Origin of the sequence: Acetobacter malorum (assembly GCF_002153605.1) — a bacterium.
Classification (GTDB): Bacteria; Pseudomonadota; Alphaproteobacteria; order Acetobacterales; family Acetobacteraceae; genus Acetobacter; species Acetobacter malorum_A.
Genome location: NZ_JOPG01000007.1, coordinates 135017 through 160943, shown reverse-complemented (window position 1 = coordinate 160943; position 25927 = coordinate 135017). Strand labels below are relative to the sequence as shown.

At 58.8% G+C, this 25927-nt stretch carries 25 protein-coding genes, 2 tRNA genes and 1 pseudogene; 21 read left to right on the top strand and 7 right to left on the bottom strand.

Annotated features, from left to right (window positions below; all coding sequences use genetic code 11):
* Positions 1-308 precede the first annotated feature (308 nt).
* From HK23_RS03870 to HK23_RS03835, 8 genes are all read left to right on the top strand, one after another.
* Positions 309-3275, top strand: a complete 2967-nt coding sequence (locus HK23_RS03870; RefSeq protein ID WP_086652931.1) for an Rne/Rng family ribonuclease — start codon at positions 309-311, stop codon at positions 3273-3275.
* Positions 3276-3409: 134 nt separating this feature from the next.
* The gene (gene hisG, locus HK23_RS03865) at positions 3410-4159 is read left to right on the top strand and encodes an ATP phosphoribosyltransferase (RefSeq protein ID WP_086652930.1); all 750 of its coding nucleotides are present in this window, start codon (positions 3410-3412) and stop codon (positions 4157-4159) included.
* Entirely contained in the window at positions 4156-5469 is a 1314-nt protein-coding gene (gene hisD, locus HK23_RS03860; RefSeq protein WP_086652929.1) for a histidinol dehydrogenase, read from the top strand. The genes hisG and hisD overlap by 4 nt, the downstream gene beginning before the upstream one ends.
* A 70-nt stretch (positions 5470-5539) precedes the next feature.
* Complete coding sequence (gene infA, locus HK23_RS03855; RefSeq protein WP_003622234.1) at positions 5540-5758, top strand: translation initiation factor IF-1; 219 nt, start codon at positions 5540-5542, stop codon at positions 5756-5758.
* Positions 5759-5762: 4 nt separating this feature from the next.
* Positions 5763-6395 carry a Maf family protein gene (locus tag HK23_RS03850; RefSeq protein WP_086652928.1) on the top strand — a complete coding sequence of 211 codons (633 nt, stop codon included), beginning with the start codon at positions 5763-5765 and terminating at the stop codon, positions 6393-6395.
* Positions 6392-7477: a ribonuclease E/G gene (locus HK23_RS03845; RefSeq protein ID WP_086652927.1), complete on the top strand. Its 1086-nt coding sequence runs from the start codon at positions 6392-6394 to the stop codon at positions 7475-7477. Before HK23_RS03850 ends, HK23_RS03845 begins: the two co-directional genes overlap by 4 nt.
* The gene (locus HK23_RS03840; RefSeq protein ID WP_063908433.1) at positions 7474-7656 is read left to right on the top strand and encodes a DNA gyrase inhibitor YacG; all 183 of its coding nucleotides are present in this window, start codon (positions 7474-7476) and stop codon (positions 7654-7656) included. Before HK23_RS03845 ends, HK23_RS03840 begins: the two co-directional genes overlap by 4 nt.
* A 55-nt stretch (positions 7657-7711) precedes the next feature.
* A tRNA-Phe gene (locus tag HK23_RS03835) sits at positions 7712-7787 on the top strand.
* Positions 7788-8247: 460 nt separating this feature from the next.
* On the opposite strand, the gene HK23_RS03830 is transcribed toward HK23_RS03835, so the two are convergent.
* Positions 8248-8553, bottom strand: coding sequence for a YggT family protein (locus HK23_RS03830; RefSeq protein ID WP_231558350.1), 306 nt, complete (start codon positions 8551-8553; stop codon positions 8248-8250).
* Positions 8554-8660: 107 nt separating this feature from the next.
* On the opposite strand from HK23_RS03830, the gene HK23_RS03825 reads away from it, so the two are divergent.
* Both HK23_RS03825 and HK23_RS03820 read left to right on the top strand, forming a co-directional pair.
* Positions 8661-8736: transfer RNA gene (locus HK23_RS03825), tRNA-Ala, on the top strand.
* A 184-nt stretch (positions 8737-8920) separates the two neighbouring features.
* Positions 8921-9130 carry a TOBE domain-containing protein gene (locus HK23_RS03820; RefSeq protein WP_061490382.1) on the top strand — a complete coding sequence of 70 codons (210 nt, stop codon included), beginning with the start codon at positions 8921-8923 and terminating at the stop codon, positions 9128-9130.
* 67 nt (positions 9131-9197) lie between these two features.
* On the opposite strand, the gene HK23_RS03815 is transcribed toward HK23_RS03820, so the two are convergent.
* From HK23_RS03815 to HK23_RS03805, 4 genes and pseudogenes are all read right to left on the bottom strand, one after another.
* Complete coding sequence (locus HK23_RS03815; RefSeq protein WP_475638728.1) at positions 9198-9911, bottom strand: glycosyltransferase family protein; 714 nt, start codon at positions 9909-9911, stop codon at positions 9198-9200.
* A gap of 15 nt (positions 9912-9926) precedes the next feature.
* A pseudogene (locus tag HK23_RS14935) lies at positions 9927-10181 on the bottom strand (glycosyltransferase); the annotation flags it as partial.
* 157 nt (positions 10182-10338) lie between these two features.
* Positions 10339-11331, bottom strand: a complete 993-nt coding sequence (locus tag HK23_RS03810) for a mitochondrial fission ELM1 family protein (protein ID WP_256940060.1) — start codon at positions 11329-11331, stop codon at positions 10339-10341.
* 77 nt (positions 11332-11408) lie between these two features.
* On the bottom strand, positions 11409-12737 hold the full coding sequence (locus tag HK23_RS03805) for a lipopolysaccharide biosynthesis protein (protein ID WP_063907216.1): 1329 nt from the start codon (positions 12735-12737) through the stop codon (positions 11409-11411).
* A gap of 294 nt (positions 12738-13031) precedes the next feature.
* On the opposite strand from HK23_RS03805, the gene pqqA reads away from it, so the two are divergent.
* The 6 genes from pqqA (at position 13032) to HK23_RS03775 (ending at position 17128) form a co-directional block, all read left to right on the top strand.
* Positions 13032-13112, top strand: a complete 81-nt coding sequence (gene pqqA, locus HK23_RS03800) for a pyrroloquinoline quinone precursor peptide PqqA (protein ID WP_043550231.1) — start codon at positions 13032-13034, stop codon at positions 13110-13112.
* A 68-nt stretch (positions 13113-13180) separates the two neighbouring features.
* On the top strand, positions 13181-14092 hold the full coding sequence (pqqB, locus tag HK23_RS03795; RefSeq protein ID WP_086652924.1) for a pyrroloquinoline quinone biosynthesis protein PqqB: 912 nt from the start codon (positions 13181-13183) through the stop codon (positions 14090-14092).
* Positions 14089-14832 carry a pyrroloquinoline-quinone synthase PqqC gene (gene pqqC / locus HK23_RS03790; RefSeq protein ID WP_063907218.1) on the top strand — a complete coding sequence of 248 codons (744 nt, stop codon included), beginning with the start codon at positions 14089-14091 and terminating at the stop codon, positions 14830-14832. Before pqqB ends, pqqC begins: the two co-directional genes overlap by 4 nt.
* Complete coding sequence (pqqD, locus tag HK23_RS03785; RefSeq protein ID WP_063907219.1) at positions 14829-15119, top strand: pyrroloquinoline quinone biosynthesis peptide chaperone PqqD; 291 nt, start codon at positions 14829-14831, stop codon at positions 15117-15119. The genes pqqC and pqqD overlap by 4 nt, the downstream gene beginning before the upstream one ends.
* A gap of 11 nt (positions 15120-15130) precedes the next feature.
* Positions 15131-16222, top strand: a complete 1092-nt coding sequence (gene pqqE, locus HK23_RS03780) for a pyrroloquinoline quinone biosynthesis protein PqqE (protein WP_373270305.1) — start codon at positions 15131-15133, stop codon at positions 16220-16222.
* A 156-nt stretch (positions 16223-16378) separates the two neighbouring features.
* Positions 16379-17128 carry a DUF2987 domain-containing protein gene (locus HK23_RS03775; protein WP_086652922.1) on the top strand — a complete coding sequence of 250 codons (750 nt, stop codon included), beginning with the start codon at positions 16379-16381 and terminating at the stop codon, positions 17126-17128.
* Positions 17129-17233: 105 nt separating this feature from the next.
* On the opposite strand, the gene HK23_RS03770 is transcribed toward HK23_RS03775, so the two are convergent.
* Both HK23_RS03770 and HK23_RS03765 read right to left on the bottom strand, forming a co-directional pair.
* A complete protein-coding gene (locus HK23_RS03770) occupies positions 17234-18238 on the bottom strand; it encodes a ferritin-like domain-containing protein (protein WP_086652921.1) in 1005 nt (334 codons plus the stop codon).
* Between the two features lie 129 nt (positions 18239-18367).
* Positions 18368-19051 (bottom strand): ATP-dependent Clp protease proteolytic subunit, encoded by a 684-nt coding sequence (locus tag HK23_RS03765; RefSeq protein WP_179193783.1) that lies wholly within the window; start codon positions 19049-19051, stop codon positions 18368-18370.
* A gap of 188 nt (positions 19052-19239) precedes the next feature.
* On the opposite strand from HK23_RS03765, the gene HK23_RS03760 reads away from it, so the two are divergent.
* From HK23_RS03760 to recJ, 5 genes are all read left to right on the top strand, one after another.
* Positions 19240-20304 (top strand): hypothetical protein, encoded by a 1065-nt coding sequence (locus tag HK23_RS03760; protein WP_086652920.1) that lies wholly within the window; start codon positions 19240-19242, stop codon positions 20302-20304.
* A 155-nt stretch (positions 20305-20459) separates the two neighbouring features.
* Positions 20460-21689 (top strand): LL-diaminopimelate aminotransferase, encoded by a 1230-nt coding sequence (locus tag HK23_RS03755; protein ID WP_063907223.1) that lies wholly within the window; start codon positions 20460-20462, stop codon positions 21687-21689.
* Positions 21686-23002 carry a homoserine dehydrogenase gene (locus HK23_RS03750; RefSeq protein ID WP_086652919.1) on the top strand — a complete coding sequence of 439 codons (1317 nt, stop codon included), beginning with the start codon at positions 21686-21688 and terminating at the stop codon, positions 23000-23002. Before HK23_RS03755 ends, HK23_RS03750 begins: the two co-directional genes overlap by 4 nt.
* A gap of 53 nt (positions 23003-23055) precedes the next feature.
* Positions 23056-24057: a class II fructose-bisphosphatase gene (gene glpX / locus HK23_RS03745; RefSeq protein WP_062141743.1), complete on the top strand. Its 1002-nt coding sequence runs from the start codon at positions 23056-23058 to the stop codon at positions 24055-24057.
* A gap of 17 nt (positions 24058-24074) precedes the next feature.
* A complete protein-coding gene (gene recJ / locus HK23_RS03740) occupies positions 24075-25910 on the top strand; it encodes a single-stranded-DNA-specific exonuclease RecJ (protein ID WP_256940052.1) in 1836 nt (611 codons plus the stop codon).
* Positions 25911-25927 lie beyond the last annotated feature (17 nt).

The following is a 25927-nucleotide window of genomic DNA, read 5'->3' as shown; positions in this document are numbered from 1 at the left end:
CCGCTCCTTTAGGGTTTAAAGGCGCGGCTGGCGTTTAACCGCCGCCCAGCGCAGATGGGAGCAGGAAACATTGGTTGAAGGATACATGACTATCGTCAGGGCCACGATCTTGGAGTGCATGACCAGACCGGAGACAGCATCCTGTTTCCGCGCCTCTGCTGTCACCTCAGCGCCTGGCCTGACATCCGCCTCTCATTTTCTCACACGTACAGACCTATGCCTGTCGGAAGCGTCCCCCTCCCGTGTCCAGCCGTTCAGACGGCTCCACCGGATAGGCCGGCCACCGGCACGCCGGAGTTTTTCTTTTTATGTCAAAGCGTATGCTGATCGATGCGACGCACGCGGAAGAAACGCGCGTTGTCGTTATGGATGGAAACAGACTTGAAGATTACGATGTTGAAGCTGCCTCCAAAAAGCAGCTCAAAGGGAACATCTATCTTGCCCGCGTTGTTCGCGTAGAGCCCAGCCTTCAGGCTGCTTTTGTCGAGTATGGTGGCAACCGCCACGGGTTTCTGGCGTTCAGCGAAATCCACCCTGACTACTATCAGATTCCGGTTGCCGACCGGGAAAAGCTTCTCGCTCTGCAGGCTGAAGAAGAAAACCTGATTGACGCAGGCGAATCCGAGTCCGACGAGGACGAAACCGACGCGCAGGCTTCCGCCGCTGACGATGAGGACACCAGCTCTGACGCTGACGAGTCCGCCAGCGACGACGAAGGCCGCCGTCCCTCCCGCCGGAATGATACGCCTGACTATGTTGGCGGTGAAACCGACACGGGCGAAGAAGCGCTGATCCAGAAGCGCATTGCCCGTTTCCTGCGTAACTACCGCATTCAGGAAGTTATTCGCCGCCGGCAGGTTCTGCTGGTGCAGGTCGTTAAGGAAGAACGTGGCAACAAGGGCGCAGCCCTGACCACGTATGTCTCCCTTGCCGGACGCTACTGTGTGCTGATGCCCAACGCCCTGCGTGGTGGTGGTGTCTCCCGCAAGATTACATCCGTGCCTGACCGCCGCCGCCTGCGCGACATCATCTCCGGCCTCAATCTGCCGCGTGGCATGGCCATGATTGTCCGCACGGCAGGCGCGCAGCGTCCGGGCCCGGAAATTACCCGCGATTGCGAATATCTGCTCCATCTGTGGGACGATATCCGTGACCTGACGATGCAGTCCGTCGCACCGGCTCTGATTTACGAGGAAGCAAGTCTCGTCAAACGTGCCATCCGCGATGTGTACACGCGCGAAGTCAGCGAAATTCTGGTGGATGGCGAGCATGGCTGGAAAGCCGCGCGCGACTTCATGCGCATGCTCATGCCGCAGCACGCGGAAAAAGTCCGGTTGTGGAACAAGGAAAGCCAGCCGCTCTTCACACACTATCATGTGGAAGGGCATCTGGACGCGATGCTCTCCCCGGTCGTGTCTCTGCGCTCCGGTGGTTATCTGGTGATCAACCAGACGGAAGCTCTGGTCGCCATTGACGTGAACTCCGGCAAAGCGACCAGCCAGCGCAATATTGAAGAAACTGCCTTCCGCACCAATCAGGAAGCAGCAGATGAAGTAGCCCGCCAGCTCCGGCTGCGCGATCTGGCCGGGTTAATTGTCATTGACTTTATTGACATGGAATCCCGCCGCCACAACAGCGCGATTGAACGCCGCCTGAAAGATGCGCTGCGCCATGACCGGGCGCGGATCCAGATGGGATCAATCTCCCACTTTGGTCTGCTGGAAATGTCGCGCCAGCGGCTGCGGCCTTCCGTGGCAGAAGCTGCGTTTACGCCCTGCCCACACTGTCAGGGCACCGGTATGGTGCGTGGCATTGAAAGCTCTGCGCTGCATGTGCTGCGTGCGGTGGAAGAAGAAGGCGCACGCCGTCGTGCTTCTGCCATTACCGTGCATGTTGCCGCAGAAATTGCGTTCTATGTGCTGAACAACAAGCGCGACTGGCTGGCTGAAATCGAGCAGCGGCATCAGATGGAAATTCTGTTTGAAGCCGACGCTACGCTGCCTGTGCCGGAAATTCGCATTGAACGCCGCCAGCCGCCCAAGGCGAACCGCAACCATGCGCCTCTGCCACCGGTTGAAAATGCCGTAGTGGACGTCACTCCGGAAGATGCAACGCCGGTTGTGGCACAGGACACGACGCCACGCGCTGAAGTTCCGGCTGCTGCTGCCGAAACCAACACCGGGGAAGAAGAACCCCGTCGTCGCCGTCGTCGTCGTCGCCGTCGTGGCAACGGGAACCGTGAAGAGAACGGGTCAACACAGGACCAGACAGCTGCAACAGCTCAGACGCCAGCGACCGAAGAGCGTGCTCCTGCCGCAACGCCTGCCGAGGCCGAAGGTAATCTGATCCCCGGTCGTCGTCGCACCCGCCATTCCCGCGTGCGTCCGACAGAAACGGAAACACCGGAAATCCGGGTTGCTATTGCGGAAGGTCCGGCTCCGCAGCCGCGCCGCCCGACATGGCAGGGCCCCACCCCGGCGAACCCGTTTGGTGGCAGCCTGGATATTTTCGATCTGATCGAAAACTCCACCATGGAAGCAGCTGAAGCAGAAAAGGCGAAGGCCTCCAAAGCTGCGGCAAAACCGGAACCTGCCAAGGCAGAGCCGGTGGCAGCACCTGCTGTGGCAGAAACGCCGAAAGAGGTGGAAGTTCCAGCAGAAGACACGCCGGCGGCTGAGGCCAAACCAGCCCGCAAGCGCCCGGGTCGTCGTCGCAAAGCGGCTCCTGTAGCGGAAGAAACTCCGGTTGTGGCCGACGCTGAGCAGGCCGCTCCTGCTCAGGCAGACGTCGTGACGGAAGCTGCTCCTGCTGCTGAAGCCGCTGTTGCGGAGGAAGGGGCTCCCAAACCGCGCCGCCGCCGCACTACGCGGAAAAAGGCTGAGGCAACGGCGGACGTTGAAGCGCCTGCTCAGGACGCCGATGCTCCTGCCACCACGGCAGCCGACGCTGCACCGGAAGAAGAACCCAAGCCCCGCACACGCCGCCGCGCAACCACGCGTCGGAAAACTGCGGCAGCAACGGAAGACGCTTCGACCGCAGCACCGCAGGAAGAAACGGCAGAACCGGCTGCGGAAAAACCTGCGCCGCGACGCCGTCGGGCTGCAGCCAAAAGCACGACGGCAACGAGCAAGAGTGCCCCGGCTGAAGCTCAGGGCACCAGCGCTGAAAAGGAACCTGCCAAAGAGGACGCACCGGATGCGTCCATCGTGCAGCCGATCGTCATTGATGACGAAAAGCCTGCCCCAAAGCGCCGCACGGGGTGGTGGCGCCGCTAAAAAAGCAGGACTGCTAATAATGGGGCGGGTGTTTACACCTGCCCCCTAACTGCTTCCTGCCTCTTTTGGCCTTTGGCCACGTATGGTAGGTAAGGCCTTCGTAAGACAGACCTGCCCGCCCCACCGGAGTTTTCATGACCGTGCCCCAGCCAGATCTTCAGCCCGAGCGTTCTTCCGGAGCGCAGGAGCGGGGCCCTCTGGTTCTGGCTCTGCCTAAAGGGCGGATCCTGAAAGCCGTTACACCGCTTCTTGATAAAGCGGGTATGGCTCCCTCCCCCGATTGTCTGGGCGATGACAGCCGCAAGCTGCGCTTCCCAACTCAGAACCCTAATCTGGATGTTGTGCGCGTCCGCTCGTTTGATGTGGCCACCTTTGTGGCCTCCGGTGGCGCGCATGTCGGCATTTGCGGCGCAGATGTGCTGATGGAATTCGACTACCCGGAAATTTATGCCCCGCTGGATCTGGGCATTGGTGGCTGCCGCGTGTCCGTGGCTCAGCCTGCCAGCCTGCCGCATGACCCGCAGGAATGGGCGCGGTGGTCTGAGGTCCGCGTTGCAACCAAATACCCCGCCATAACCCGTCGCTTTTTTGCTGCACGCGGCATTAACGCCAATATCGTGCATTTGCATGGCGCAATGGAGCTGGCCCCGATGCTGGGCCTTTCCCGCCTGATTGTAGATCTGGTGGATACTGGTTCTACCCTGCGCGCCAACGGCCTGCGGGAAGTGGAAACGATTACCCCCATTACCAGTCGGCTGATTGTAAACCGTACGGCCCTGAAAACCCGTCCGGAAGAAATCGGTGCGATCATCAACGGCTTTCGTAGCGCGATGGAAGCCGCTCCTTCCGCCGCACAAAAGATCAAGGCAGAGCAGTCTTCATGAAACGGTTAGACACACGCGACCCCGGTTTTGAGGCCAGCTTTGCCTCGCTTCTGACAGCCCGTGAAGAGCAGGGGCAGGAAGTTCACAAACCGGTTGCGGAGATTCTGGCCTCTGTGCGCCGGGATGGGGATGCCACCCTGTGCGCACTGACCGAGAAGTTTGATCGCCTGCCGCTTACCCCGGCTCAGCTCGCCTTTACGGCGGATGAAATTGCCAAAGCCTGTACACAGGTCAGCCCGGAGTTGATGGCGGCTCTGGATGTTGCCGCCACACGCATTGAATCCTTCCACAAAGCCCAGATGCCGTCGAACGTCCGTTATACGGATGATGTTGGCATGACGCTGGGCATGCGCTGGATAGCGCTGGATGCCGTTGGGCTGTATGTACCCGGCGGGAAAGCGGCCTACCCCTCCTCCGTGCTGATGAACGCCATCCCCGCCCGTGTGGCTGGCGTGCAGCGGCTGGCCATGTGCGTGCCCACCCCGGATGGCGTGATTAACCCGCTGGTGCTGGCAGCAGCGCATCGGGCCGGTGTGACGGAAATCTACCGGATTGGTGGCGCGCAGGCTGTGGGGGCCATGGCATTTGGCACTCAGACCATCCGCCCGGTGGACCGCATTGTTGGCCCCGGCAACGCCTTTGTGGCGGAAGCCAAACGGCAGGTATTTGGCCATGTGGGCATCGACAGCATTGCCGGTCCGTCCGACGTGGTGGTGATTGCCGATTCGGCCACAGACCCACGCCTGATTGCGCTGGATCTGCTGGCACAGGCCGAGCATGATGAACTGGCTCAGGCGACACTCATCACGCCGGATGCAGCTTTTGCCGACAAAGTGACGGAAGCCGTCGCAACCGAGCTGAAAACCCTGACCCGCACCGCCATTGCCGGCGCAAGCTGGGAGCGGAACGGCGCGGTTCTGGTCGTCAAAGATCTGGAAGAAGCGGTGGCTCTGGCTAACCGTCTGGCCCCGGAACATCTGGAGCTGATGGTGGATGATCCGGAAGCTCTGTTTGCCCATGTACGGCACGCGGGCGCGGTTTTCCTTGGCCGCTTCTGCCCGGAAGCCGTGGGGGATTACGTGGGTGGCCCGAACCATGTTCTGCCGACCTCCCGCACAGCCCGCTTTGCATCCGGCCTGTCTGTTTTTGACTTTATGAAACGGACAACCTTCCTGGCCGGTGGCCCGGATACCCTGCGCCGTATTGGCCCTGCCGGGGTGGCTCTGGCACAGGCCGAAGGGCTGGAAGCCCATGCGCTGAGCATCTCTGCCCGGCTTGATGCGTTAGACCAAACCACGCCTAACGCTTGACCGAACCGGCTCCCTCACCCATATCTGCACATCCAACCATAACGAGGCTTAAAAATGAACGAAGGACGCCATGTCTAAAGAAGACATGATTGAATTCAGCGGCACGGTTACAGAACTGCTGCCCAACGCGATGTTCCGGGTGAAACTCGACAACGAACATATGATTCTGGCCCATACCAGCGGCAAAATGCGCAAGAACCGTATTCGTGTTCTGGCTGGTGACCGGGTGAATGTCGAAATGACACCGTATGACCTGTCCAAAGGTCGTATTACCTTCCGCTTCAAGTAAGACGATGGCAGAATCCGGGCCGGATGGCACGGAGAACGGAGGCCGCCCTCACTTTGTGCTGGCGTCCGCGTCGCCCCGCAGGCTTGACCTTTTGCGTCAGGTCGGGCTGGTGCCAGACCGCGTTCTCCCTGCTGATATTGATGAAACCCCAGCCCGGACAGAACTGCCGCGCCCCTACGTGCGCCGCATGGCCATGGAAAAAGCGAATGTGGTTGCGGCCAGCCTGAGCGAACCCGCTCTGGTGCTGGGAGCAGACACGGTTGTTGCCCTTGGGCGACGTATTCTGCCTAAAGCAGAAAACCGTGAGACCGCGCGCGCCTGTCTGGAACAGCTTTCCGGCCGCCGTCATACGGTGCTGACTGCTCTTTCCGTAGTCCCCTCTGCTGGCTGGCCGGACGGCCATCGGGCCGAACGGGTTGTGGAAACGGCTGTCACGTTCTCCCGCATGACATCTCATCAGATCGAAAGTCTGCTGGACCAGGGTGACTGGCAAGGCAAGGCGGGCGGTTACGCGCTGCAAGGCCATGCTGCGGCCTTTATCCGTTTTGTCTCCGGCAGCGCCTCCGCCGTTATTGGCCTGCCCTTGTTTGAAACGGCCCAGCTTTTGCGTGGCCAGCCGGGCCACTGGCTGGCGTGAGCGTGTATCTGCGCCTCGCCACCTATCCCGGCGAACTGCGCATTGCCGTAACACAAGACGACACCCTGCTTGATTACGCACTCTGGCGTCCGGCAGCGCCTGATGGCGTGGATGATATCTATCTTGGCCGCATCAGTGCGCATGCGCCCGGTATGGGCGGTGCCTTTGTGGATCTCGGAGGGGGCGCAAGCGGCTTCCTGCCCGACCAGAAAGGCTCAGACACCCTCACGGAAGGGCAAACCCTCACCGTGCGCGTGGTGCGCGCTGCGCAGGGTGGCAAAGGGGTTCGGCTGAAGCCGGAAAAAGCCCCTGCGACTCTGCCCGCCAAACCGGGGCTGATCAGCCGAGGCCCCACACCACTGGACCGTCTGGCGGCCCGCTGGTCGGATGCCACGCTTGTTGTCGATTCTCCGGCTGCGGCAGCCTGTATCCCTGTTGCTTTGCGCGCGCGCCGGCAGCAGGAACTTCAGCCGTTCCCGGAAGAGATTGCACACGCCTGCGCTGCGCTGGAAGAACCGCTTGTCAGCCTGCCCGGCGGCATGCAGGCCAGTATTACGCCAACGCCTGCTCTGGTGGCCATTGATATGGATGCGCCGCCAGCTAAAACGGGCTGGCCAAAACAAACAGCACAATTTGCTGCGAACCGGGATGCCCTTCCGGCTCTGATGCGCCAGATTCGCCTGCGCAACCTCTCGGGTGCGATTCTGATTGATCCTGCCGGACTGGCCACACGCAAGCGGCAGGCGCTTCTGGAGCCTGTCAAAGCGGCTCTACAGGATGACCCCCTTCGTCCCCGTTGTCTTGGGATTACCGCACTGGGATTGGTTGAGATGGTGCGCGCGCGGATTCATCCGTCCCTGCCAGAACTGCTCTCCTCCCCGCATGGGCAGGCGCTGGCTGTACTGCGCCACCTTGTCACACAGGAAACGGAGGCAACCGTCCTGCATGGTGGGCTGGGGCTTATTACAGCACTGGAACAGGACCCACAGGCTCTGGCAGACTGCATCTCTCAACGCGGCAAGCCCCTGAGCCTCCGGCTTGACCCTGCCCTGCCTGATTTTTTCTGGACGACACACGCATGAGCAAAAACAGCACCTGCCCCGTCTGTGGCGCACCAACCCAGACCGCCACCCGCCCCTTCTGCTCCCAACGCTGTGCCGATATTGACCTCGGACGCTGGTTTTCCGGGCAGTATCGCATCCCCGGCCCACCGGCTGATGAAGAGAATCTTGAAAAACCTGAGATAAATGACGAAAGGTGACTTGATCTCCCTTTCCTCCTGAGATACATCCTCTCTCACGCCGCAAGGCTGCGGTGCCCAAGTAGCTCAGTTGGTAGAGCATGCGACTGAAAATCGCAGTGTCACTGGTTCGATCCCGGTCTTGGGCACCATTTTTTCCCTAAAAATTTAAAGCTGCTTCTGTGTCGGTTTAGGCCGTTTCAGATTGCGTATGCTGTATTACTCTGACGCACGTGCGGCGCTCAGGCCCTTTTTGCATGCCTCCGTATTGCGTGCACTATCAGCCTGAAAACACACCCTTTTTCCATTTCCCCTCTCCCTGTTTTTCAGGCTTTTGCACTTATCCCCAGATTCTGCGGATGGCTGCGGGGGTAAGCTTGTGGATAAGCAGTACAGGCTGTGTCGATAACCTTTAGACGACCTTCCCTTTGCAGAACCGTCTGAAAAATAAGACTAATGAACTGCCTTTAGCTTTTAGCCCGTGACGTGCGCTCTTTGATGGCGACTGGAGCTGACAGCTGTAAGCGGTGGTAGGCTTTTGGGTGCCCCTTCAGCGCCTTGTTGAAGCTGTTAAAGCCAACAAGGCCGCTGCCTGATCTTTTTTAAGGTCTCTCAGCGATAAATCAGGGTTCTAAACAGACTGACCAGCACCGGCTGCACCACGTACTGGATGCCCAGCAGCACAACCATAGGGCTGAAATCCACGCCCCCCAATGACGGCAGAATCCGGCGCACCGGCTCCAGCACCGGTTCTGTCATCCGGTTAAGGAAAAGCCCCACTTTCCAGACAAGCGGTTTCCGGCTGTCCAGAATGCCAAACAGGCAGAGATTGATGAAAATGCAGGACAGGATCAGGATCCAGCAATAAATCTCTAGCAGGCGCATCAACACTGAAAACAGAACAAACAGCAAGAACACTTCTCCACAACACAGGGGGTAAGAACTGGCTTTACCAGACCTCAGGCCGATACAATACAGCTTGACAGCGTCTTGATAAGCCCTTTAGATCCCAGACTTATACAGGCGGGGCTATAGCTCAGATGGGAGAGCGCCTCGTTCGCAATGAGGAGGTCAGGGGTTCGATTCCCCTTAGCTCCACCACCCGCCTTTATACTTCTCTGATTTCATTCATTAAATCTCTTAGGCATGTAAGCTTGTTCCAAAAGTTTACAGACCTCGTGTTTTGCGTCCGGCAGGAGCACCTGCCATTCACACGCAACACCTCCCCTCCATGAGGTCAGACGCCTATAGTCTAACGAGACAGAAACCTGAGGAGGATTATCTGATGAAAATTAGTGCACGTAACCAGATTGCCGGTAAGATTGTTGCCATTCAGCCGGGGGCCACAACCTCTCATATCAGTCTGGAGCTGCCGGGCGGGACTGTGATGATGGCCTCCATCACCAATGAAGCCGTGGCAGATCTGGGGCTGAAAATTGGCCAGCAGGCCACAGCACTAATCAAGGCCTCTGATGTGATGATTGGCGTTGAATAACGTATGAGCATTTTCCGGCATCTACCGGCGGCATGCTTTTTCAAGGCATGCCGCTTTTTTTGCCCTGTTAGTGCTCTTTTAAAATCCTGTTCTCAAAATTTCCTGAAAGACCATCCCGGATTGCGCCCACAAGTATACACCAGCGATGCGTCATTTTGACGGGATGCAGCGCGTGATACAGAACACTGCGCGGGGTGCGACACAGGACTTTTACCAATAGAAACAAGATCATATTGAGATTATAAATCGATTTACAGTTTATGCTGTTTTGCTCAATAAAAACGCGGTTTCGCAGAGCAAAATAGGGACGCAGCATACCCTGCTGACCTTGTAACCATGGATGAAGGCAGGAAGGCGTCTGTGTCCACGATTGTTCAAGGTCGCTCAGAACACTGTTACGACACATCCACAGTGCTCCTCCGTGACGGGTGACGCGTAACGTATAGTCATAGTCATCAAAATAGAGAAAAAATCGCGCATCAGGCAGGCCGATACGTTGCACCCATTCTTTATGAAACCATAACCCGCCATATGCTCCCATTTCCATGTCGCGGCATTCCAGTCCGCCCTCCCTCCAGAGTGCGACTCTTTTTTTCTGAAACGGGGCCTGAACAGAAAAACCGAAAAAGGAATTGGGCTGAATGGCGTTGGGTTTGTTGTTTTCAACAAGCTTAACGTACGTTCGCTTATCCTGACGAAAGCTGGCCAGACAGCAGGAAGGCTTCTCCCCCATCAGCCGCCATGTACGGGCAAGAGCTTTGAGGGCTTCAGGATCAGGCACTGTATCATCATCCAGAGTCCAGATATGCCGGGTCTGCATTCTTTGAGCAGCCGCGGCGATACCTGCGGCAAACCCTTCCGCCGATCCTCCATTGCACTCCAGCCGAACAGTCGTCACACGCTCTGCACCCCACGAGGCGGCAATGGTTTTCAGGTTTTCTGCAACAGCGGGCTCTGTTCCGTTATCCACCAGAACCACATGCCCGACGCCCGTCTGAAACGCCGCCCGCAGAACCTGGTCAACAAAGGCAAGACGATTGCCATATGTCACAACCACAGCACAGGTGCCGTCGAGAATCTCCTGTTCTGGGATGGTCTCTGAATATGTCACACTTTTTCCATCGGGGCTGATAGGGCACGCATTAAGCTAATGCTTTTGTTAGACGAGGCATCTCATACCTAAAAGGCACTGAATTCTTGATGAACTTTCAGACATCTCCTGACAGAAGTCCGGGAAGTGCCAGAATACGACGTCGGCATCGCATCAGATCTGTATCGGCCTGACGCACCACGGGCTTCCAGCGCAAATCCTGCTCTGTCAGATCCGGGTTGGCACGGCGGATCGCCCCCGAGCGGAACAGCGTGTGGTGCCAGTGCATGAAGTCGGCCCCACTTCCCAAAATCCCGCGCCTGATAAGCCAGTAGCGAAGAGAACGAAGCCCCACAGCATCTACTCCCTGCTGCAATCGGGACATGAGCGTCTGGCGTGGCGGTAACGGAAACAGCCAGACCGGCGCACAGCTGCGCCAGACCTCTGCCAGCATAGACGCACTATCGGCAGTCACCACAAATCGATTCCCGGTTTTCAGAAAGCTGTGGAACACATCTCTATCCGGCCTGAAGAGATGCAGAACCGCCCCGCATGTTTCCGCCTGTTCCTGCATCCATACCACAGCGTCTGTCGGGGTGCGGGGACTTGTTATGATGTGCAGAGGTTCTTGATTGGCTTTTGCCAGTGTGCGAGCAAACGTGAACAACTGGCGCGTTTCCGCAAGCCCCATGCGGAACTGACGGGTCGGCCCCCCATACACCACAATGGTGCCCGCATGCCTCTGACACTGTGTGTTCGCGGGTTCTGGCGTGAGCGCTGCCCCGTTAAACGGCCACGCGACTCTCAGAACATTCGGAGCCGGCGGATAATCATCCTGCGGGAGTGGAATAATCAGATCCAGATCCTTGACGGGAACATGGCTTGGTCGGCCAATATGCACCACCAACGGCCTTACGCGGCAGGATGCCCGTAAGGCACACGCCGCCTGCACTGCATTCCCGAAAGACAGGATAAGGCGCAGCCCCGTCGTCTCTGGCCACCGGGCTGGTGGCGAAAAAGCCGGACCAAGCGGCACGGTCCGGAAGGGCAGCCCTAACGCCTGCGCCAGCGTCTGACACTGCGCCTGTTCTCCAAGCCGCCCTGTATCCAGTATCCAGACGGGTTCGGATAAAACTGATCGGCTCAGGTCACACCTCCCGCTTTTGCGCTCTGCCCCCCGAACAGATCTCAGGCTTCGGGTTTGCCCTCAAAGGATTTATTGCGGTTCATAATAAGGTAAGGGCCGAGACGTGTCAGCAGAATGGCCAGTTCGCTTAAGAGGGTTGCAAATCCCGCACCTGTCATCCCCCACGCGCTGGCCAGCACATAGAGTAACGGGAGGGAGAAACACATTGTCACCATGCGGCCGATCAGAATCTGGTGCGCCTTGTTCAGAGACACCAGAAGCGGCTCAAGCGGTACGTCCCACAGGTCCAGAATAGCGGTCACCGTCATCAGCAACAACAGTGTGCGGGTGCCTGTCCACGGGACTGTCAGCAACAGATGCAGCAGCCACGGCCCGACAAACGTCGCCACCCCCAGCACCAGAGCGGAAAAAATAGCCAGTGCCTGCAAAATGCGATTGGTAACCTGACGGATTGAAGCCCAATCCCGTTTGTCCCGCAATGCCACCAGTTCTGGATACAGAGCCGGGGTGAGCATTTGCGCGGGGCGCGCCATGCCATCCGAAATCTGCCAGGTCACATTATAAATGGCGGCGTTTTCCGGCCCTAAAACCGCGCCAACAATCAGCACCGTCAGGCGGGAACCCAGACGACCAAGTGCCTGATCCAGACTGGTGGAGAAGGTAAAGCGCCAGATTCCCTTAATGGGGCTAAGCCATGGCACATTGACCAGCCGGAATCCTTTCAGCTTGTCCGAGCGAGCCATAACCCAGAGAGCCAGTCCATAATCCAGCACAAATGCGACGGCCGTGGAGCAGTACCAAAGCAGCAAAAAGTCCGGTAGAGTCCAGTGCAGGAAAAACCCTGTCACGCACCCAATGAATTTGACCACCGAGCTTGCTGTATCCGCCAGAACCGCCAGCTCGTACCGGTTAGCCAGCCGCAGGACGCCCATGGCGCAGCCCGTGTTCATAAACAGAATGACCGTCATGTACCACAGGGGGATATGCCCATAGGCGGCCGCCCAGCCGGAAAGATGCGCCAGCCAGATGCTGGAAAAAAGCGCTACAGCCAGCCCCATGAGCGCGCCGAGCGCATCCAGCATGGTGCAATGACGGAAAAGGGTCTGGAACGGTTTTTTCTCGGCGGCTTTGTAAAGAGAGGTGCCGTATTGCAGCAAAGGCTGCCAGGCCTGAAAGCGTGTCGCCACAGCGCAGGACATGACGAAGGAGCTCATCAGCAGCAGGACGCCGTAATCTTCCAGCCCCAGCGTGCGGACAGCCAGAGCGGTACTGGCCAGCGCAAGCACAGCCATCGCGCCTCTGCCCGTCAGCAAATAACCCGTGTTCCGAAACACCCGTCTGAATAACGCCTTGATCTGACTATTCATCAGCCTTCACGCTTCCTTCTCCCGCCTGAAATAGCCTGCGCACGGCACGTCATGCCGGGCCGTGTTTAGAAGCCATGCGACGGAAATAGCAAATCGTCGGCTTTTGGCGTGCGGGGCATTCTGGAAGGATAGCTGTTCACACTCCCGTGAAAAGAATGAAAAAGACCTCATATTTCTGTGTGCAGGGTTGCACCCATCGGGCTTTTGCTCACACTCGTTTCTGCGCGGCCAGCCTCCCTCTGGACCTTTCCAGAACAGGAGGCCGCCTGATACATGACCCATTAACGGAGAGTTCTCATGGCCTGGACCACACCGAAAATCACCGAAATCCCGCTCGGCGCTGAAATCAACAGCTACGTTTGCGGCCAGAAGAAATAAGCCTTTCTGCCGCCAGCGCGACCTGCACCAGGTTCGCACTGGCGGCATTTTTGTTTTAAAAGCCGCGTATGCTTGATCTTCTTGTTCTAGGCGCTGCCGCAGGTGGCGGCTTTCCTCAGTGGAACTCCAACGCGCCCGGTTGCCAGCGCGCCCGCGCCGGAGACCCAAACGCCCCGGCCCGCACACAGGCGTCCCTCGCCGTCAGCGGGGATGGTGAGCACTGGTTTATCCTCAATGCCTCGCCCGATCTCCGCACGCAGATCAACCAGACCCCTGCCCTGCACCCCAAAAACGGCCTGCGCTCCACACCTATTGCCGGCGTAGTGCTGACCAGCGGTGAGATTGACGCCATTACCGGCCTGCTGACAATGCGGGAACGGCAGGCTTACGGGCTCTATGCCACCGCCTCTGTTCTTGCTCAGTTGGACGCCAACCCAATTTTTGATGCGCTGGACCGGACATTGGTGCCGCGCCAGACCATGGTGCTTGACGAGCCCCTTTCTCTGATGCCGGGCAATCTGCGCATCACGCCGTTTTCTGTCCCCGGCAAAGTGCCACTTTATGCCGAGCGCGGGGAAAACCCGGCTGAGATCATGAATAACGGGGAAACCATCGGTCTGGACATGACAGATGGCCAGCATCGTGCCCTCTTCATCCCCGGCTGTGCCATGATGACGGACGACCTGCGTGACCGCCTGAACGGGGCCGATGTCGTGTTTTTTGACGGCACACTCTGGACGGATGATGAGATGGTCCGGGCCGGACTTGGCGCCAAGACAGGCCGCCGTATGGGCCATATGTCCATTGCAGATGAACCAGATGGTACGATTGCCGCCTTCCGCCCGCTGAATGTGGGCCGCAAAGTGCTGATCCACATCAACAATTCCAATCCCATTCTGTTAGCCGACACGCCTGAACGCAGGCAGGTTGAAGAGGCAGGCTGGGATGTCGCCTATGATGGCATGAGGATAACATTATGACAGACCGGCTGCTTTCCCCCGACGAACTGGAAGCTGCCTTACGGGCTATTGGTGCGGAGCGGTACCACAACCTGCACCCCTTCCACCGTGCCTTGCATGATGGAAAACTGAACAAGGGGCAGGTGCAGGCCTGGGCTCTGAACCGCTATTATTATCAGGCCAGCATTCCCGCCAAGGACGCCACCCTCCTTGCTCGCCTGCCTACGGCAGAGCTGCGGCGGGAATGGCGGCGGCGGCTGATTGACCATGACGGCACGGAACCCGGCACAGGCGGTGTTGCCCGCTGGCTGAAGCTGACCGATGGTCTGGGGCTGGACCGCGCCTATGTGGAGTCTCTGGACGGCCTGCTGCCCGGCACGCGCTTTGCGGTGGAAGCCTATGTGCATTTTGTGCGGGACCGCTCCATTCTGGAGGCCATTGCGTCCTCTCTGACTGAGCTGTTCTCTCCCACCATCATCAGTGAACGTGTGTCCGGCATGCTGCGGAACTATGCGTTTATCACAGAAGAAACGCTGGCCTATTTCGCCCCGCGCCTGACACAGGCTCCGCAGGACTCCGCCTTTGCTCTGGCTTATGTGAAAGAACATGCCCGCACGGTGGCCGAACAACAGGCGGTGCTTGGTGCGCTCAAGTTCAAATGTGGCGTGCTGTGGTCCATGCTGGATGCGCTGGATTATGCGTATGTCACCCCCGCCCGTATTCCGCCGGGGGCCTTCCGCCCGGCTGAGGATGCAGCATGACAACTGCCACTCTTCTGGCGGAAACCTGTGTGCCACGCTTTGCTCGCGGCACCCGGCTGCAATATGACCGCGTGCGGGAGCAGTGGTTTGTGCAGGCCCCGGAACGCGCCTTTCTGGCCGATGCCGTGGCAGCAGAAATTTTGCAACTGGTGAACGGAAAGCGTTCTGTGGCAAAAATTATTGACCAGCTTGCAGAAAAATTTTCTGCCCCGCGGGATGTCATTGCACAGGATGTTTTGAACATGACTCAGGAACTGGCCGACAAGCAGGTTCTGCTGCTGGCATGACCAGTTCTGCCATAACCAAAGCTCCGCCCCCTATGAGTTTGCTGGCCGAACTTACGCATCGCTGCCCGCTGCAATGCCCGTATTGCTCCAACCCGCTCCGGCTAGACCCGCGTGCGGGCGAACTGGATACGGCAACATGGATGCGTGTGCTGGATGAAGCAGCCGCCATGGGCGTGTTGCAGGTGCATTTTTCCGGGGGTGAACCCATGGCCCGGCCTGATCTGGCTGATCTGGTCCGGCATGCGGTGTCTCTGGGACTTTATACCAATCTGATTACCTCCGGCGTGCTGCTGAACCGTGACAGCCTGAAGATGCTTTCTGACGCCGGGCTGGACCATATCCAGCTCTCTTTTCAGGATGCTGACGCGCAGGAAGGCGAGCGGATTGGCGGCATGGCGGGGGCTCAGGCCAAAAAGCTGGAAGCGGCGCGCCTGATTGTGGAAGACGGTCTGCCGTTAACACTGAATTTTGTGATCCATCGGCAAAATGCGGAACGGGTTCCCGCCATGCTGGATCTGGCCGAGCAGCTGGGTGCCCGCCGGGTGGAAATTGCGCATACGCAGTATTATGGCTGGGGCCTGCTCAATCGGGATGCTCTGCTGCCGGACCGCGCGCAATTAGAAGCGACGGAACAGGCTGTGGCCGCCGCTCGCACGCGGTTTGGTAATAGGCTTGCGATTGATTTTGTCACACCCGATTATTACGCCGAACGCCCCAAACCCTGCATGGGCGGCTGGGGGCAGCGTTTCCTCAATATTTCGCCCTCCGGCAAGGTGCTGCCGTGCCATGCTGCAGAAAGTATTCCGGGGCTGACTTTCCCGTCCGTTGCAGAAGAGTCGCTGGAGGCTATATGGCAGGACTCGCCGCTGTTCAACCTATATCGCGGCACGGACTGGATGCCCCAACCGTGCCAGAGTTGCGCTTTTAAAGAGGATGACTGGGGCGGCTGCCGCTGTCAGGCTCTGGCACTGGCAGGACAGGCCGACGCGACAGACCCGGTCTGCCACCGCGCCCCGGCGCATGACCGGATTGAGCAGGCCATCGCAGAGCGCCCCGAAACGCCGCCTGCATTCCGTTACCGCCGCTACAGTAATACGATTTAACGGGCGTTTTTCTCCGTAGTCTGGCGACAGCCTCACTCATGTAACCAGCCCGCGCATATTGGCTGTCGCATTCTCCCAAGGCATGGATTTTCTATGTAATAGGCAGAAGCAGACTGTATAGTTTGAGGTGTTTTTTACACCGCGAGGCGGCTTTTTATGCATAAACCCGGCTTTTTCTGGCTTTTGGCGACCTGTTGTCTGGTTCCTCTGGCACCCGCAAACGCCCAGACGCCCCAGCCTGAAGATATAGAAGTGCATGCCGCCCGCCCCGTGACCGTCCAGAGCTATCAGGCCGTCGCACGGGTCTTCCGGCGCTTTAACGCACTCCCTGAACAGGACCGGGCCAATCTGTCTTTGCATGTGCTGGGCAGGCTCCAGCCAGACGACGCACCGCTGAAAGCCTCCGGGCTGCATCTGCAAACCAAAAACGGCCCTATTCCGCTATTCAATGCGGACAATGATGAACTGACTGTGCCGCTGACAAAGGCCTTGTGGGAAGAAAACCCGCCTTTGATGGCCAATCTGACATCCGGTGCCTTTATCGGCTTCACCTTCCAGATTGCCGTCGCCCCGCCCCAGCCGGACCAATTTACTGATGCCGAAGCGCGTCACTGGCTACGGCAGCTCAATAACTGCATGGAAGATGTGGTGGGGGTAATTGTGGCCTTCATGCTGCCGGATGCGCATCGGCTGATTGTCTCAGTCGCACCGCATAGCCGACTGGAAGCCTTCAGAAATGATCAGACGCAGGTTTTACTGGATAATCAGAGCGATGCCCCACAAGAGTTTGTCTTCAGACCGCAGGACTACCCGCGTGATACGCTCTTCCGCAGCACCAAAGCGTTCAGCAAGATTTTAGTGAAAATTCCACTTGATCCCCATGCAAGCATGAAGCGGAAATCTTGAGAATTTCCGCATAATTCTCGTAAAGATCGTCCGAAAAAAGCTGAAAGACCTGCAAAGGCAGGATAGCGGACAGGAACCCTGAATATCCTGCCCGCAAAACCTTAATCAGTGCCGGTTGGCGCGCACCAGACCTGAGACAAACTGCCACCCGCGCCCGACATCACGAATGACGCGCGCAATGGCCGGAGCCGTGGTGGGACGCAGCAGGCGCGGGTCATAGCCTGCAAAGCGCCGATCATCTTCTTCCAGACACAGATCCATGAATTCCGGCAGATTCAGATCAACATTGGCAATGTCTTTTGCACCGGTGACCGTGAAGTTGTTGTCCTGCGTATGGACCTCGCCCTTATCATCCACAGAGGTGGCAAGGCTCATGCGTTCATAAGCAAGGAAGGCCCAGACCGCCCAGACTTTCATCTCAAAGAACGGACGACGCCACCAGGGCATGACGGCCCGATACCAGGCCAGCCAGTTGGCAAACAGCAGAATGTGACGACATTCTTCCTGCATAACCGGCTCGAACGTATCAATCAGTTCTGGCGGGAAGAAGCCGGAACGCTGAGCCAGCTCAAACAGGCCAAACGCAAAGAAGCTATCTACGCACTCAGAAAACCCGGTAACGAGATAGGCCCATTCAACATCTTTTGGCTCAATATACGGCGGTTCAGGCGCCATCTTGATGCCATAGGCCTCAACCAGCTTGGACAGAACTTCCTTATGCCGGTTTTCTTCCCACGCGTTGCGGGAAATGGCGTCCTTGATATCCGGATCTGTTACCAGACGCGCATAGGCTGCCATACGCAGGCGGGCCTTACCCTCAGTCTGCACGGCAATATCCCAGATCGGCAGGGACGTGATGCGATGCAGCGTTTCCGGGTCCAGCTTCGGCCAGTTAATGACAGAAGGCCGATACGGATTGAAGGTTTCGCGGAACATGGCCGCAATTGCCTTCTTATGCGCATCAGACCCCGGCTTCAGCGGCCCTTTGACAGGACTGAACCAATGGCGGGCCTTATAGTCAGCCTCAACCACGGCCTCATTACTGGGCGGCGGGGGCAGATCATCCACACTGTCTGGCAGGCGGGAATAGATATCGCTGAGAGAACCCATGGCAGGAACCCGTTTACTGGGGGCGCTACGCCACCCGCCCCTGCCAAAACAGAAGCGGGCCACGCAGGACCCGGGACAACAAACTGACTTCTCTCCCTCAGCAGAAGGAGAGAAGCGCGGGTCTTCCGTTTAGTGAATGTCGGAAAGCTTCGAAATGATCTTTGTCACTAGACCATAGTCAATTGCTTCTTTGGCGGACATCCAGTGGTTGCGGTCTGTGTCCTTGACGATTTTTTCATACGTCTGGCCGGTTTCCCGGGCGAACAGGCGGTTCAGACGCTCACGCATCTTGATGATTTCGCGGGCTTCAATGTCGATATCCGTTGCCGGACCACGCACACCGCCCATCGGCTGATGCAGCAGGAAACGCGTGTTAGGCAGGCAGAAACGACGGTCTTTCTGGCCCGCTGCAAAAATCAGCGCACCGGCAGATGCCACCCAGCCCGTGCCGATCATGTTGACCGGCGCCACCGAATCGACAAAGCGGATCATGTCATGGATGGTGTCACCACTTTCCACATGCCCGCCCGGTGAGTTCACATACACATCAATCGGCTTGTCCGACTCACCGGCCAGTGCGAGCAGGCGCGCTGTAACGTCCCGCGCTACCTTGTCGTTAATCCCGCCAAAAATCAGCACTTTGCGCTGTTTGAACAGCTTGTTCTCCAGCTCCCCTTCCGGGGCAGCCGGGGTTTTGGCGTCTTCTTTTTCCGGTGCGTCCGGGGACTCCGGGTTATCATCATCCAGCCGGATAGGATCGCAGGGGGAAATGCCCGTCATGCCAGTCTCCGCATGTTCTGTGTCTCTGTTCATGTCTCTTATCCTGCTCTGCCTGCGCGCGCCTGCCAAGGGGCAATCATGCGGGGGTGATCCCCTATCTCGCCACAACGGCCCGAAGAGGGTAGAGTGCCCCCTGTTTTTCACCCTGCCAGCGGAGCAACCATCACGTCATGCAGCAAGCGTGCCCAGAACAGGACCGGCCTTTCCGGCACCGTGTTTACATGGCTTTTCAGTCCGGCAGCCCGTTTCGGTCCGGGTTACTGGTCGCAACAGGCGTGCTGTGCCTGACAGGATGCAGCCATAAAGACCCCGTCGATACGACGTTTGAGTGGATGCAGCATATGCGGGGCGGGGTGATTGCCGCACAGCGACCGCCGCCGCCCGGTATTTATGACCCTTACCCGCATGTAGGACTGACTCCTACCACAACGCCGGAGGTTCCCTCCCCTCAGGCGCGGTCTCTGATCACGCAGCAGCTGATCCGTGATCGTAACCTGATGTACCGCACGGTAGCCGCCAACGGCACGCTGATGCCTGAGATCCCGCCGCCACCCGGCGCGGCTGCATCAACTGCGTCCAAAACCAGCACAACACCACAGGCCGCGAATGGTGCTGCTCAGCCTGCCACCCTCCCCGAGGGCACGGCCGGGGCCATTATGGATGCAGCAGATGCACCACCCCAGCAGGCCGCTGCCGCAGCGGCTTCTGCCGGCAAAAGCGGTCAGGCCGCGCTGCCATCTGCCGAATCCTCTAAATCGGGCAACCTTCCGGGCACTGGGAAAAAGACAGAGACCGGCAAGCAGGACGCCGAAGTAGCCATGCCGGAAATCGGGATGCCGGAGGTGAAATCTACCGCGCAGACACCTCCCACCCCGGCCAGCGCCATTCCGCAGATTCCGGCGGGGCCGCCCGCACCGCCGTCCTTCCCCGGCTTTAATGTTCCTTCAGACGCCTATCTGCCTGATGCCGTTCGGCCCAATTATGATCTGTCCGACGCCAAGGGCACGGCAATTCATTGCGTTCCGCAATCTGACCAGATTTCCTCCGGGCAGGATGACACGTTTGCAAAGCTGGTTGCCAAAACACCGCACGGGCCATTCTATGTGCGGGGCTTTGGGTCTGCGGCGTCCCTTGACGCGCAGGATCAGGCTGACGCAGTGCAGCTTGGCCTTCTCCGCGCCCAGAACATTGCCAAAAAGCTGATCAGCCTGAACGTGCCTGCCTCCGCCATTCATATCCGCGGGGACGCATTTGGCATGGGCGCGCGCATTGCCACGACGCCCTGACACGCCCCTCTCCGCCATACCGGTGGGATAATCTCATAGGTGATAACAGATTATCCCATTGGAGCGGTTGCCTGTTCCGTTTCTGCCATTACTATGTTTTTCCCCCGTAATCGTGCGGGGTCTGACCCCTTTCCCACTAAGGGCATTTGAAGTCCATGACCGAAGAATTCCATCGCATCCGCCGCCTGCCGCCTTATGTTTTTGCCTCTGTCAATCAGGCCAAAGCGGCAGCCCGAGCGCGGGGCGAGGATATTATTGACCTCGGCATGGGCAACCCGGACAGCCCCACGCCGCCGCATATTGTGCAGAAGCTGGTTGAAACTGTGCAAAACCCACGGGCGCACGGCTATTCCGTCAGTAAAGGTATTCCGGGCCTGCGTAAGGCTCTTGCCGGATATTACGAGCGCCGCTTTAACGTGAAGCTCAATCCGGATACGGAAGTCATCGCGACACTCGGCTCCAAGGAAGGGCTGGCCAATCTGGCCTCCGCCATTACCAGCCCCGGTGACACCATTCTGGTGCCTAACCCGTCCTACCCCATTCATCAGTTCGGCTTTATTATTGCTGGCGCCTCTGTGCGCTCTATTCCTGCTACGCCGGATGACACCATGCTGCGGGCGCTGGAGCGGGCTGTGCGCCACTCCGTCCCCAAGCCGACGGCGCTGATTGTCAACTTTCCGTCGAACCCCACGGCCTATCTGGCTGATCTGGATTTCTACAAGGAACTGGTGGCATTTGCCCGACGGGAAGAGATTTTCATCCTGTCTGACCTTGCTTATGCGGAAATCTATTTCGGGGATCTCGTGCCGCCGTCCATTCTGGCAGTGCCGGGTGCCAAGGATATTGCGGTCGAGTTCACATCGCTCTCCAAAACCTACTGCATGGCGGGCTGGCGCATGGGGTTTGCAGCAGGCAATGAGCGGCTGATTGCCGCCCTCACCCGCATCAAATCCTATCTGGATTATGGGGCCTTTACGCCAATTCAGGTCGCTGCTGTGGCTGCTCTGAACGGCCCGCAGGACTGCGTGGCTGACATCCGCGCCTTGTATAAGGAACGCCGGGATGTGCTGATCCGCGGCCTGCATGCCGGTGGCTGGGATGTCCCCTCACCGGAAGGCTCCATGTTTGCATGGGCCCCCATCCCCGAACCGTTCCGGGAAATGGGCAGCGTGGACTTCTCAAAACTTCTGCTGAAAGAAGCCGGTGTGGCTGTAGCCCCCGGCCTCGGGTTTGGTGAGCATGGGGAAGGCTATGTGCGCATCGGGCTGGTGGAAAACACCCAGCGCCTGCGTCAGGCCACCCGTGCCATCCGTGGTTTTCTTTCAGCCCATGGCGTAAAAGCGCCTCCTTCTTCTGCCAGCAAGCCGGAGCCTGTTGAATCGTGACGTCCTCTTCCTCCACTTCTCCTCTTCGTCTTGGTCTCGCTGGTCTCGGCACTGTCGGGGCTGGTGTTATCCGGCTGCTGAACACCAATGCGGATCTGGTCACAGCCCGTGCGGGCCGTCCGCTGAAAGTCACCGCCGTCAGCGCCCGCGACCGCACGCGGGACCGCGGGGTCGATCTGTCCGGCATGCGCTGGTACGATAACGCTCCCGATCTGGTCTCCGACCCGGATGTGGATGTGGTGGTCGAACTCATTGGTGGCTCAGAAGGCACGGCCCGCGCCGTGGTGGAAGCCGCCCTTGCTGCCGGAAAACCGGTAGTAACCGCCAACAAGGCTCTCCTTGCCATTCATGGTCCGGCCCTTGCCCGCTTAAGTGCTGAAAAATCAGCGCCGCTGCTGTTTGAAGCCGCCGTTGCGGGTGGCATTCCGGCCATTAAGATGGTGCGTGAAGGACTGGCAGCGGACCGCCTCCTGCGGATTGGCGGTATTCTGAACGGTACCTGCAACTATATTCTGACCGTGATGCGGGAAACCGGGAAGGACTTCGGCACCGTTCTGGCCGATGCCCAGCAACTGGGCTACGCCGAAGCCGATCCCTCCACCGATATTGACGGGCTGGACGCCGCCCACAAGCTGACCATTCTGGCCGGTCTGGCTTTTGGGCAGCCCGTGGCGTTTGACTCCGTGCATGTTGAAGGCATTCGCCGCATTGGCGCGCTGGACCTCACCTTTGCCCGCACGCTGGGCTATCGCATCAAACTGCTGGGCATGGCCCGCATGGGTGATGACGGACTTGAAGCCCGCGTAACCCCCTGCCTTGTGCCGGAAAACGCCCCCATCGCGCAGGTTGATGGCGTGTTTAACGCCGTGGTGGCGGAGGGCGCTTTTGCTGGCCGCCTGATGATTGAAGGCCGTGGCGCAGGCGCAGGCCCCACCGCCAGCGCCGTGGCAGCTGACCTTATTGATATTGCCCGTGGCCATACCATCCCTGTTTGGGGCGTGCAGGCCACAGATACGCCTCCTTTGCAGGCTAACCCGGTTTCTGCAGGCACTGGTGCGTTCTATCTGCGTTTACTCGTGGAAGACCGTCCCGGTGTGATTGCGGACATCACGGCTGTTTTGCGTGATTGCGGCGTTTCTCTCCGCAGCATGTTGCAGCACACACCGGAGCAGAATGATGCCGATCCTTATGTGCCGCTGGTACTGGTGACGCATCAGACATATGAAGCAGCAATGCAGGATGCTGTCGCACGGATTGACGGTCTGGATGTGGTGACGGATACGCCGGTGATGATCCGGATTGAAACGGACTGAGCGTCTTATAAAAAGCCCAGCCCTGGCCTTAAACAGAGAGGATTATCTCTAGAATGTCTGACGCGATTGAGCCGATTCCGAGTTTTGTGGTTTCTGACCGCAATCTGGCCCTTGAACTGGTCCGTGTAACAGAAGCCGCTGCTCTGGCCTCTGCCCACTGGACAGGCCGTGGCAAGAAGAACGACGCTGACGGTGCGGCTGTTGAAGCCATGCGCACGGCGTTTGATACCGTGGCCATTGATGGCACCGTCGTGATCGGCGAAGGCGAGATGGACGAAGCACCGATGCTCTATATCGGTGAAAAAGTCGGCTCCGGTGGCCCGGCTATGGATATTGCCGTGGACCCGCTGGAAGGCACCAATCTGTGCGCCAAGGACATGCCCAACGCGATTACCGTTGTCGCACTGGCCGAAAAAGGCAACTTCCTGCACGCACCCGATGTGTACATGGACAAGATTGTCGTCGGCCCCGGCCTGCCCGAAGGCGTGGTGGACCTTGATTCCTCCATTGAAAACAATCTGCGCAATCTGGCCAAAGCCAAGGGCAAGGCTGTGCGTGACCTCGTGCTCTGCACGCTGGACCGTGAACGGCATGAAGAACTGATTGCCAAAGCGCGGGAAGCCGGCGCTCGCGTCCGTCTGCTGACCGACGGGGATGTTGCCGGGGCGATTGCCGCGTGTCTGGATACCAGTCAGGTGGATATTTACGCAGGCTCTGGCGGCGCGCCGGAAGGCGTTCTGGCTGCTGCGGCAATCCGCTGCGTCAATGGCCAGATGCAAAGCCGTCTGCTGTTTGAAGATGACAGCCAGCGTGAACGTGCCCAGAAAATGAACCCCGGCAAGAACCCGGACCGCAAGCTCGGCCTGCATGATCTGGCTGCGGGCTCCGTTTTGTTCTCCGCCACGGGTGTGACCTCCGGCACGCTGCTGAAAGGCATCCATCAGTATCCGAACCATGCCGTTACGCATTCTCTGGTCATGCGTTCCAAGTCCGGCACGGTGCGGTTTATTGAGGGCTATCACAACTTCAAAACCAAAACCTGGACTCCGCAATAAGGCGCTCATACACCAGAATGACCGGTTTATTGACTGAGACACTGGAGACATTGCCCCCCATGCCAGAGGCCCGTGCGGCCCTTGGCGTGGAAAGCAGCCTGACAGGCCGCCGCTGGGTGTGGCGGGACGGGGCGGAAGACCCCGCCCTGCTCCGCATGGGGGCGGCCATTGCCCAGCGGGCAGGCCTTCCGGAAATTGTCGGGCGGCTTTTAGCCCTGCGCGGCATTCCTCTGGAACAGGCCGCCCATTTTCTCGACCCGAAACTCCGCGCCCTGCTTCCTAACCCATCCAGCTTGCAGGATATGGATAAAGCCGCGGCCCGTATGGCGCAGGCTGTCCAGCAGGGTGAGACCATCGGGATTTTCGGGGATTATGACGTGGATGGGGCATGTGCATCCGCCATCCTCGCCTCATTTTTTGAAGAACTTGGCTGCACCGTTCACACCCATATTCCAGACCGCATGACGGAGGGCTACGGCCCGAATGTCCCCGCTCTGGAAGGGCTTGTGGCGCAAGGCGCGTCGCTGCTTATCTGCGTGGACTGTGGCACAGCTGCCGGGTCTGTGCTGGGAGAACTGGCTGGTAAGGCTGACCTGATTGTTCTCGACCACCATAAATCAGAAGACGCCCTCCCCCCGATTTTAGCGACGGTGAACCCGAACCGACCAGACTGCACGTCCGGCCTCGGGCATGTCTGCGCCGCAGCACTCGCGTTTCTGGCCGCCGTTGCCACCAGCCGGGACCTCCGCACCGCCGGATGGTTTCATGATGCGCAACCCGCACCGGACCTGATGCGTCAGCTTGATCTGGTTGCCCTTGCGACGGTGTGTGACGTCATGCCGCTGCATGGGCTGAACCGTGCCTTTGTGACACAGGGCCTGAAAATTATGGCCCGTCGGCAGCGCACAGGCCTCAACGCGCTGATGGAAATTGCCGGTGTCACTAAAGCGCCGGATGCCTTTACCTGTGGGTTTGCACTTGGGCCGCGCATTAACGCGGGCGGACGTATTGCCGAAGCCGGGCTGGGACTGACCCTGCTACGCAGTACGGACGCACACGATGCCCGCACCATGGCCGAACGTCTGGACGCGGTAAATCGCCGACGCCAGGGTGTGGAGGCTGAAATTCTGGACCGCGCCATCGCACAAGCAGCCGAACAGCGGGAAGCGGGCCACCCGGTTATTCTGCTGACAGGCAAAGACTGGCACCCCGGCGTGGTCGGCATTGTGGCTGGCCGCATCAAGGAACAATTCAATCGGCCTGCCCTCGTGGGTGCGGAACAGGAAGATGGCTCGATTAAAGGCTCCGGGCGCTCTGTACCGGGGCTGGATCTGGGCACAGTCATCATTGCAGCGCGGCAGGCTGGTGTGCTGACCAGCGGTGGTGGTCACGCCATGGCCGCCGGCTTTTCTCTACCTGTGGAAAATATTGAACGCTTCCACACGTTTCTGGATGAACGACTGGCTGATGCCGCGGTCCTGCCAAATACAGTGGATGTTGCGCTGGATGTTGCCTTGTCCGTCTCGGGTGCCACGGTTGAGCTGGCAGAAAATCTTGCCATGCTGGCCCCATTTGGCGCGGGCAATGCTGAGCCGCTCATTGCGGTTTCTAATGCACAGATTATCCGCTCAGACCGCATTGGGCGGGATGGCAACACCCTCCGCCTGCTGTTAAAGGGGCAGGATGGTGGCCGCCTGAAAGCGCTGCTGTTCCGCGCAAATGATAATCCTCTGGCCATTGGTCTGGAAGACAGCACACGCCCTCCGGTTCATCTGGCAGGCTATCTGCGTTCGGAAACATGGAACGGGCGGACGGATGCGACCTTCTTCATTCAGGATGCTGCCCGCGCCTGACCAGCGAGCTTCCCGCC

What these genes read in the sequence shown, in the direction of transcription:
- pqqB (WP_086652924.1), top strand. Translation starts at nt 13,181, where the DNA reads ATGCTTGATCTTCTTGTTCTAGGCGCTGCCGCAGGTGGCGGCTTTCCT.
- HK23_RS03765 (WP_179193783.1), bottom strand. Translation starts at nt 19,051, where the DNA reads ATGAACAGAGACACAGAACATGCGGAGACTGGCATGACGGGCATTTCC.
- HK23_RS03870 (WP_086652931.1), top strand. Translation starts at nt 309, where the DNA reads ATGTCAAAGCGTATGCTGATCGATGCGACGCACGCGGAAGAAACGCGC.
- hisG (WP_086652930.1), top strand. Translation starts at nt 3,410, where the DNA reads ATGACCGTGCCCCAGCCAGATCTTCAGCCCGAGCGTTCTTCCGGAGCG.
- pqqA (WP_043550231.1), top strand. Translation starts at nt 13,032, where the DNA reads ATGGCCTGGACCACACCGAAAATCACCGAAATCCCGCTCGGCGCTGAA.
- HK23_RS03775 (WP_086652922.1), top strand. Translation starts at nt 16,379, where the DNA reads ATGCATAAACCCGGCTTTTTCTGGCTTTTGGCGACCTGTTGTCTGGTT.
- recJ (WP_256940052.1), top strand. Translation starts at nt 24,075, where the DNA reads ATGACCGGTTTATTGACTGAGACACTGGAGACATTGCCCCCCATGCCA.
- infA (WP_003622234.1), top strand. Translation starts at nt 5,540, where the DNA reads ATGTCTAAAGAAGACATGATTGAATTCAGCGGCACGGTTACAGAACTG.
- hisD (WP_086652929.1), top strand. Translation starts at nt 4,156, where the DNA reads ATGAAACGGTTAGACACACGCGACCCCGGTTTTGAGGCCAGCTTTGCC.
- HK23_RS03760 (WP_086652920.1), top strand. Translation starts at nt 19,240, where the DNA reads ATGGCTTTTCAGTCCGGCAGCCCGTTTCGGTCCGGGTTACTGGTCGCA.
- pqqD (WP_063907219.1), top strand. Translation starts at nt 14,829, where the DNA reads ATGACAACTGCCACTCTTCTGGCGGAAACCTGTGTGCCACGCTTTGCT.
- HK23_RS03850 (WP_086652928.1), top strand. Translation starts at nt 5,763, where the DNA reads ATGGCAGAATCCGGGCCGGATGGCACGGAGAACGGAGGCCGCCCTCAC.
- pqqC (WP_063907218.1), top strand. Translation starts at nt 14,089, where the DNA reads ATGACAGACCGGCTGCTTTCCCCCGACGAACTGGAAGCTGCCTTACGG.
- HK23_RS03770 (WP_086652921.1), bottom strand. Translation starts at nt 18,238, where the DNA reads ATGGGTTCTCTCAGCGATATCTATTCCCGCCTGCCAGACAGTGTGGAT.
- HK23_RS03840 (WP_063908433.1), top strand. Translation starts at nt 7,474, where the DNA reads ATGAGCAAAAACAGCACCTGCCCCGTCTGTGGCGCACCAACCCAGACC.
- HK23_RS03820 (WP_061490382.1), top strand. Translation starts at nt 8,921, where the DNA reads ATGAAAATTAGTGCACGTAACCAGATTGCCGGTAAGATTGTTGCCATT.
- glpX (WP_062141743.1), top strand. Translation starts at nt 23,056, where the DNA reads ATGTCTGACGCGATTGAGCCGATTCCGAGTTTTGTGGTTTCTGACCGC.
- HK23_RS03755 (WP_063907223.1), top strand. Translation starts at nt 20,460, where the DNA reads ATGACCGAAGAATTCCATCGCATCCGCCGCCTGCCGCCTTATGTTTTT.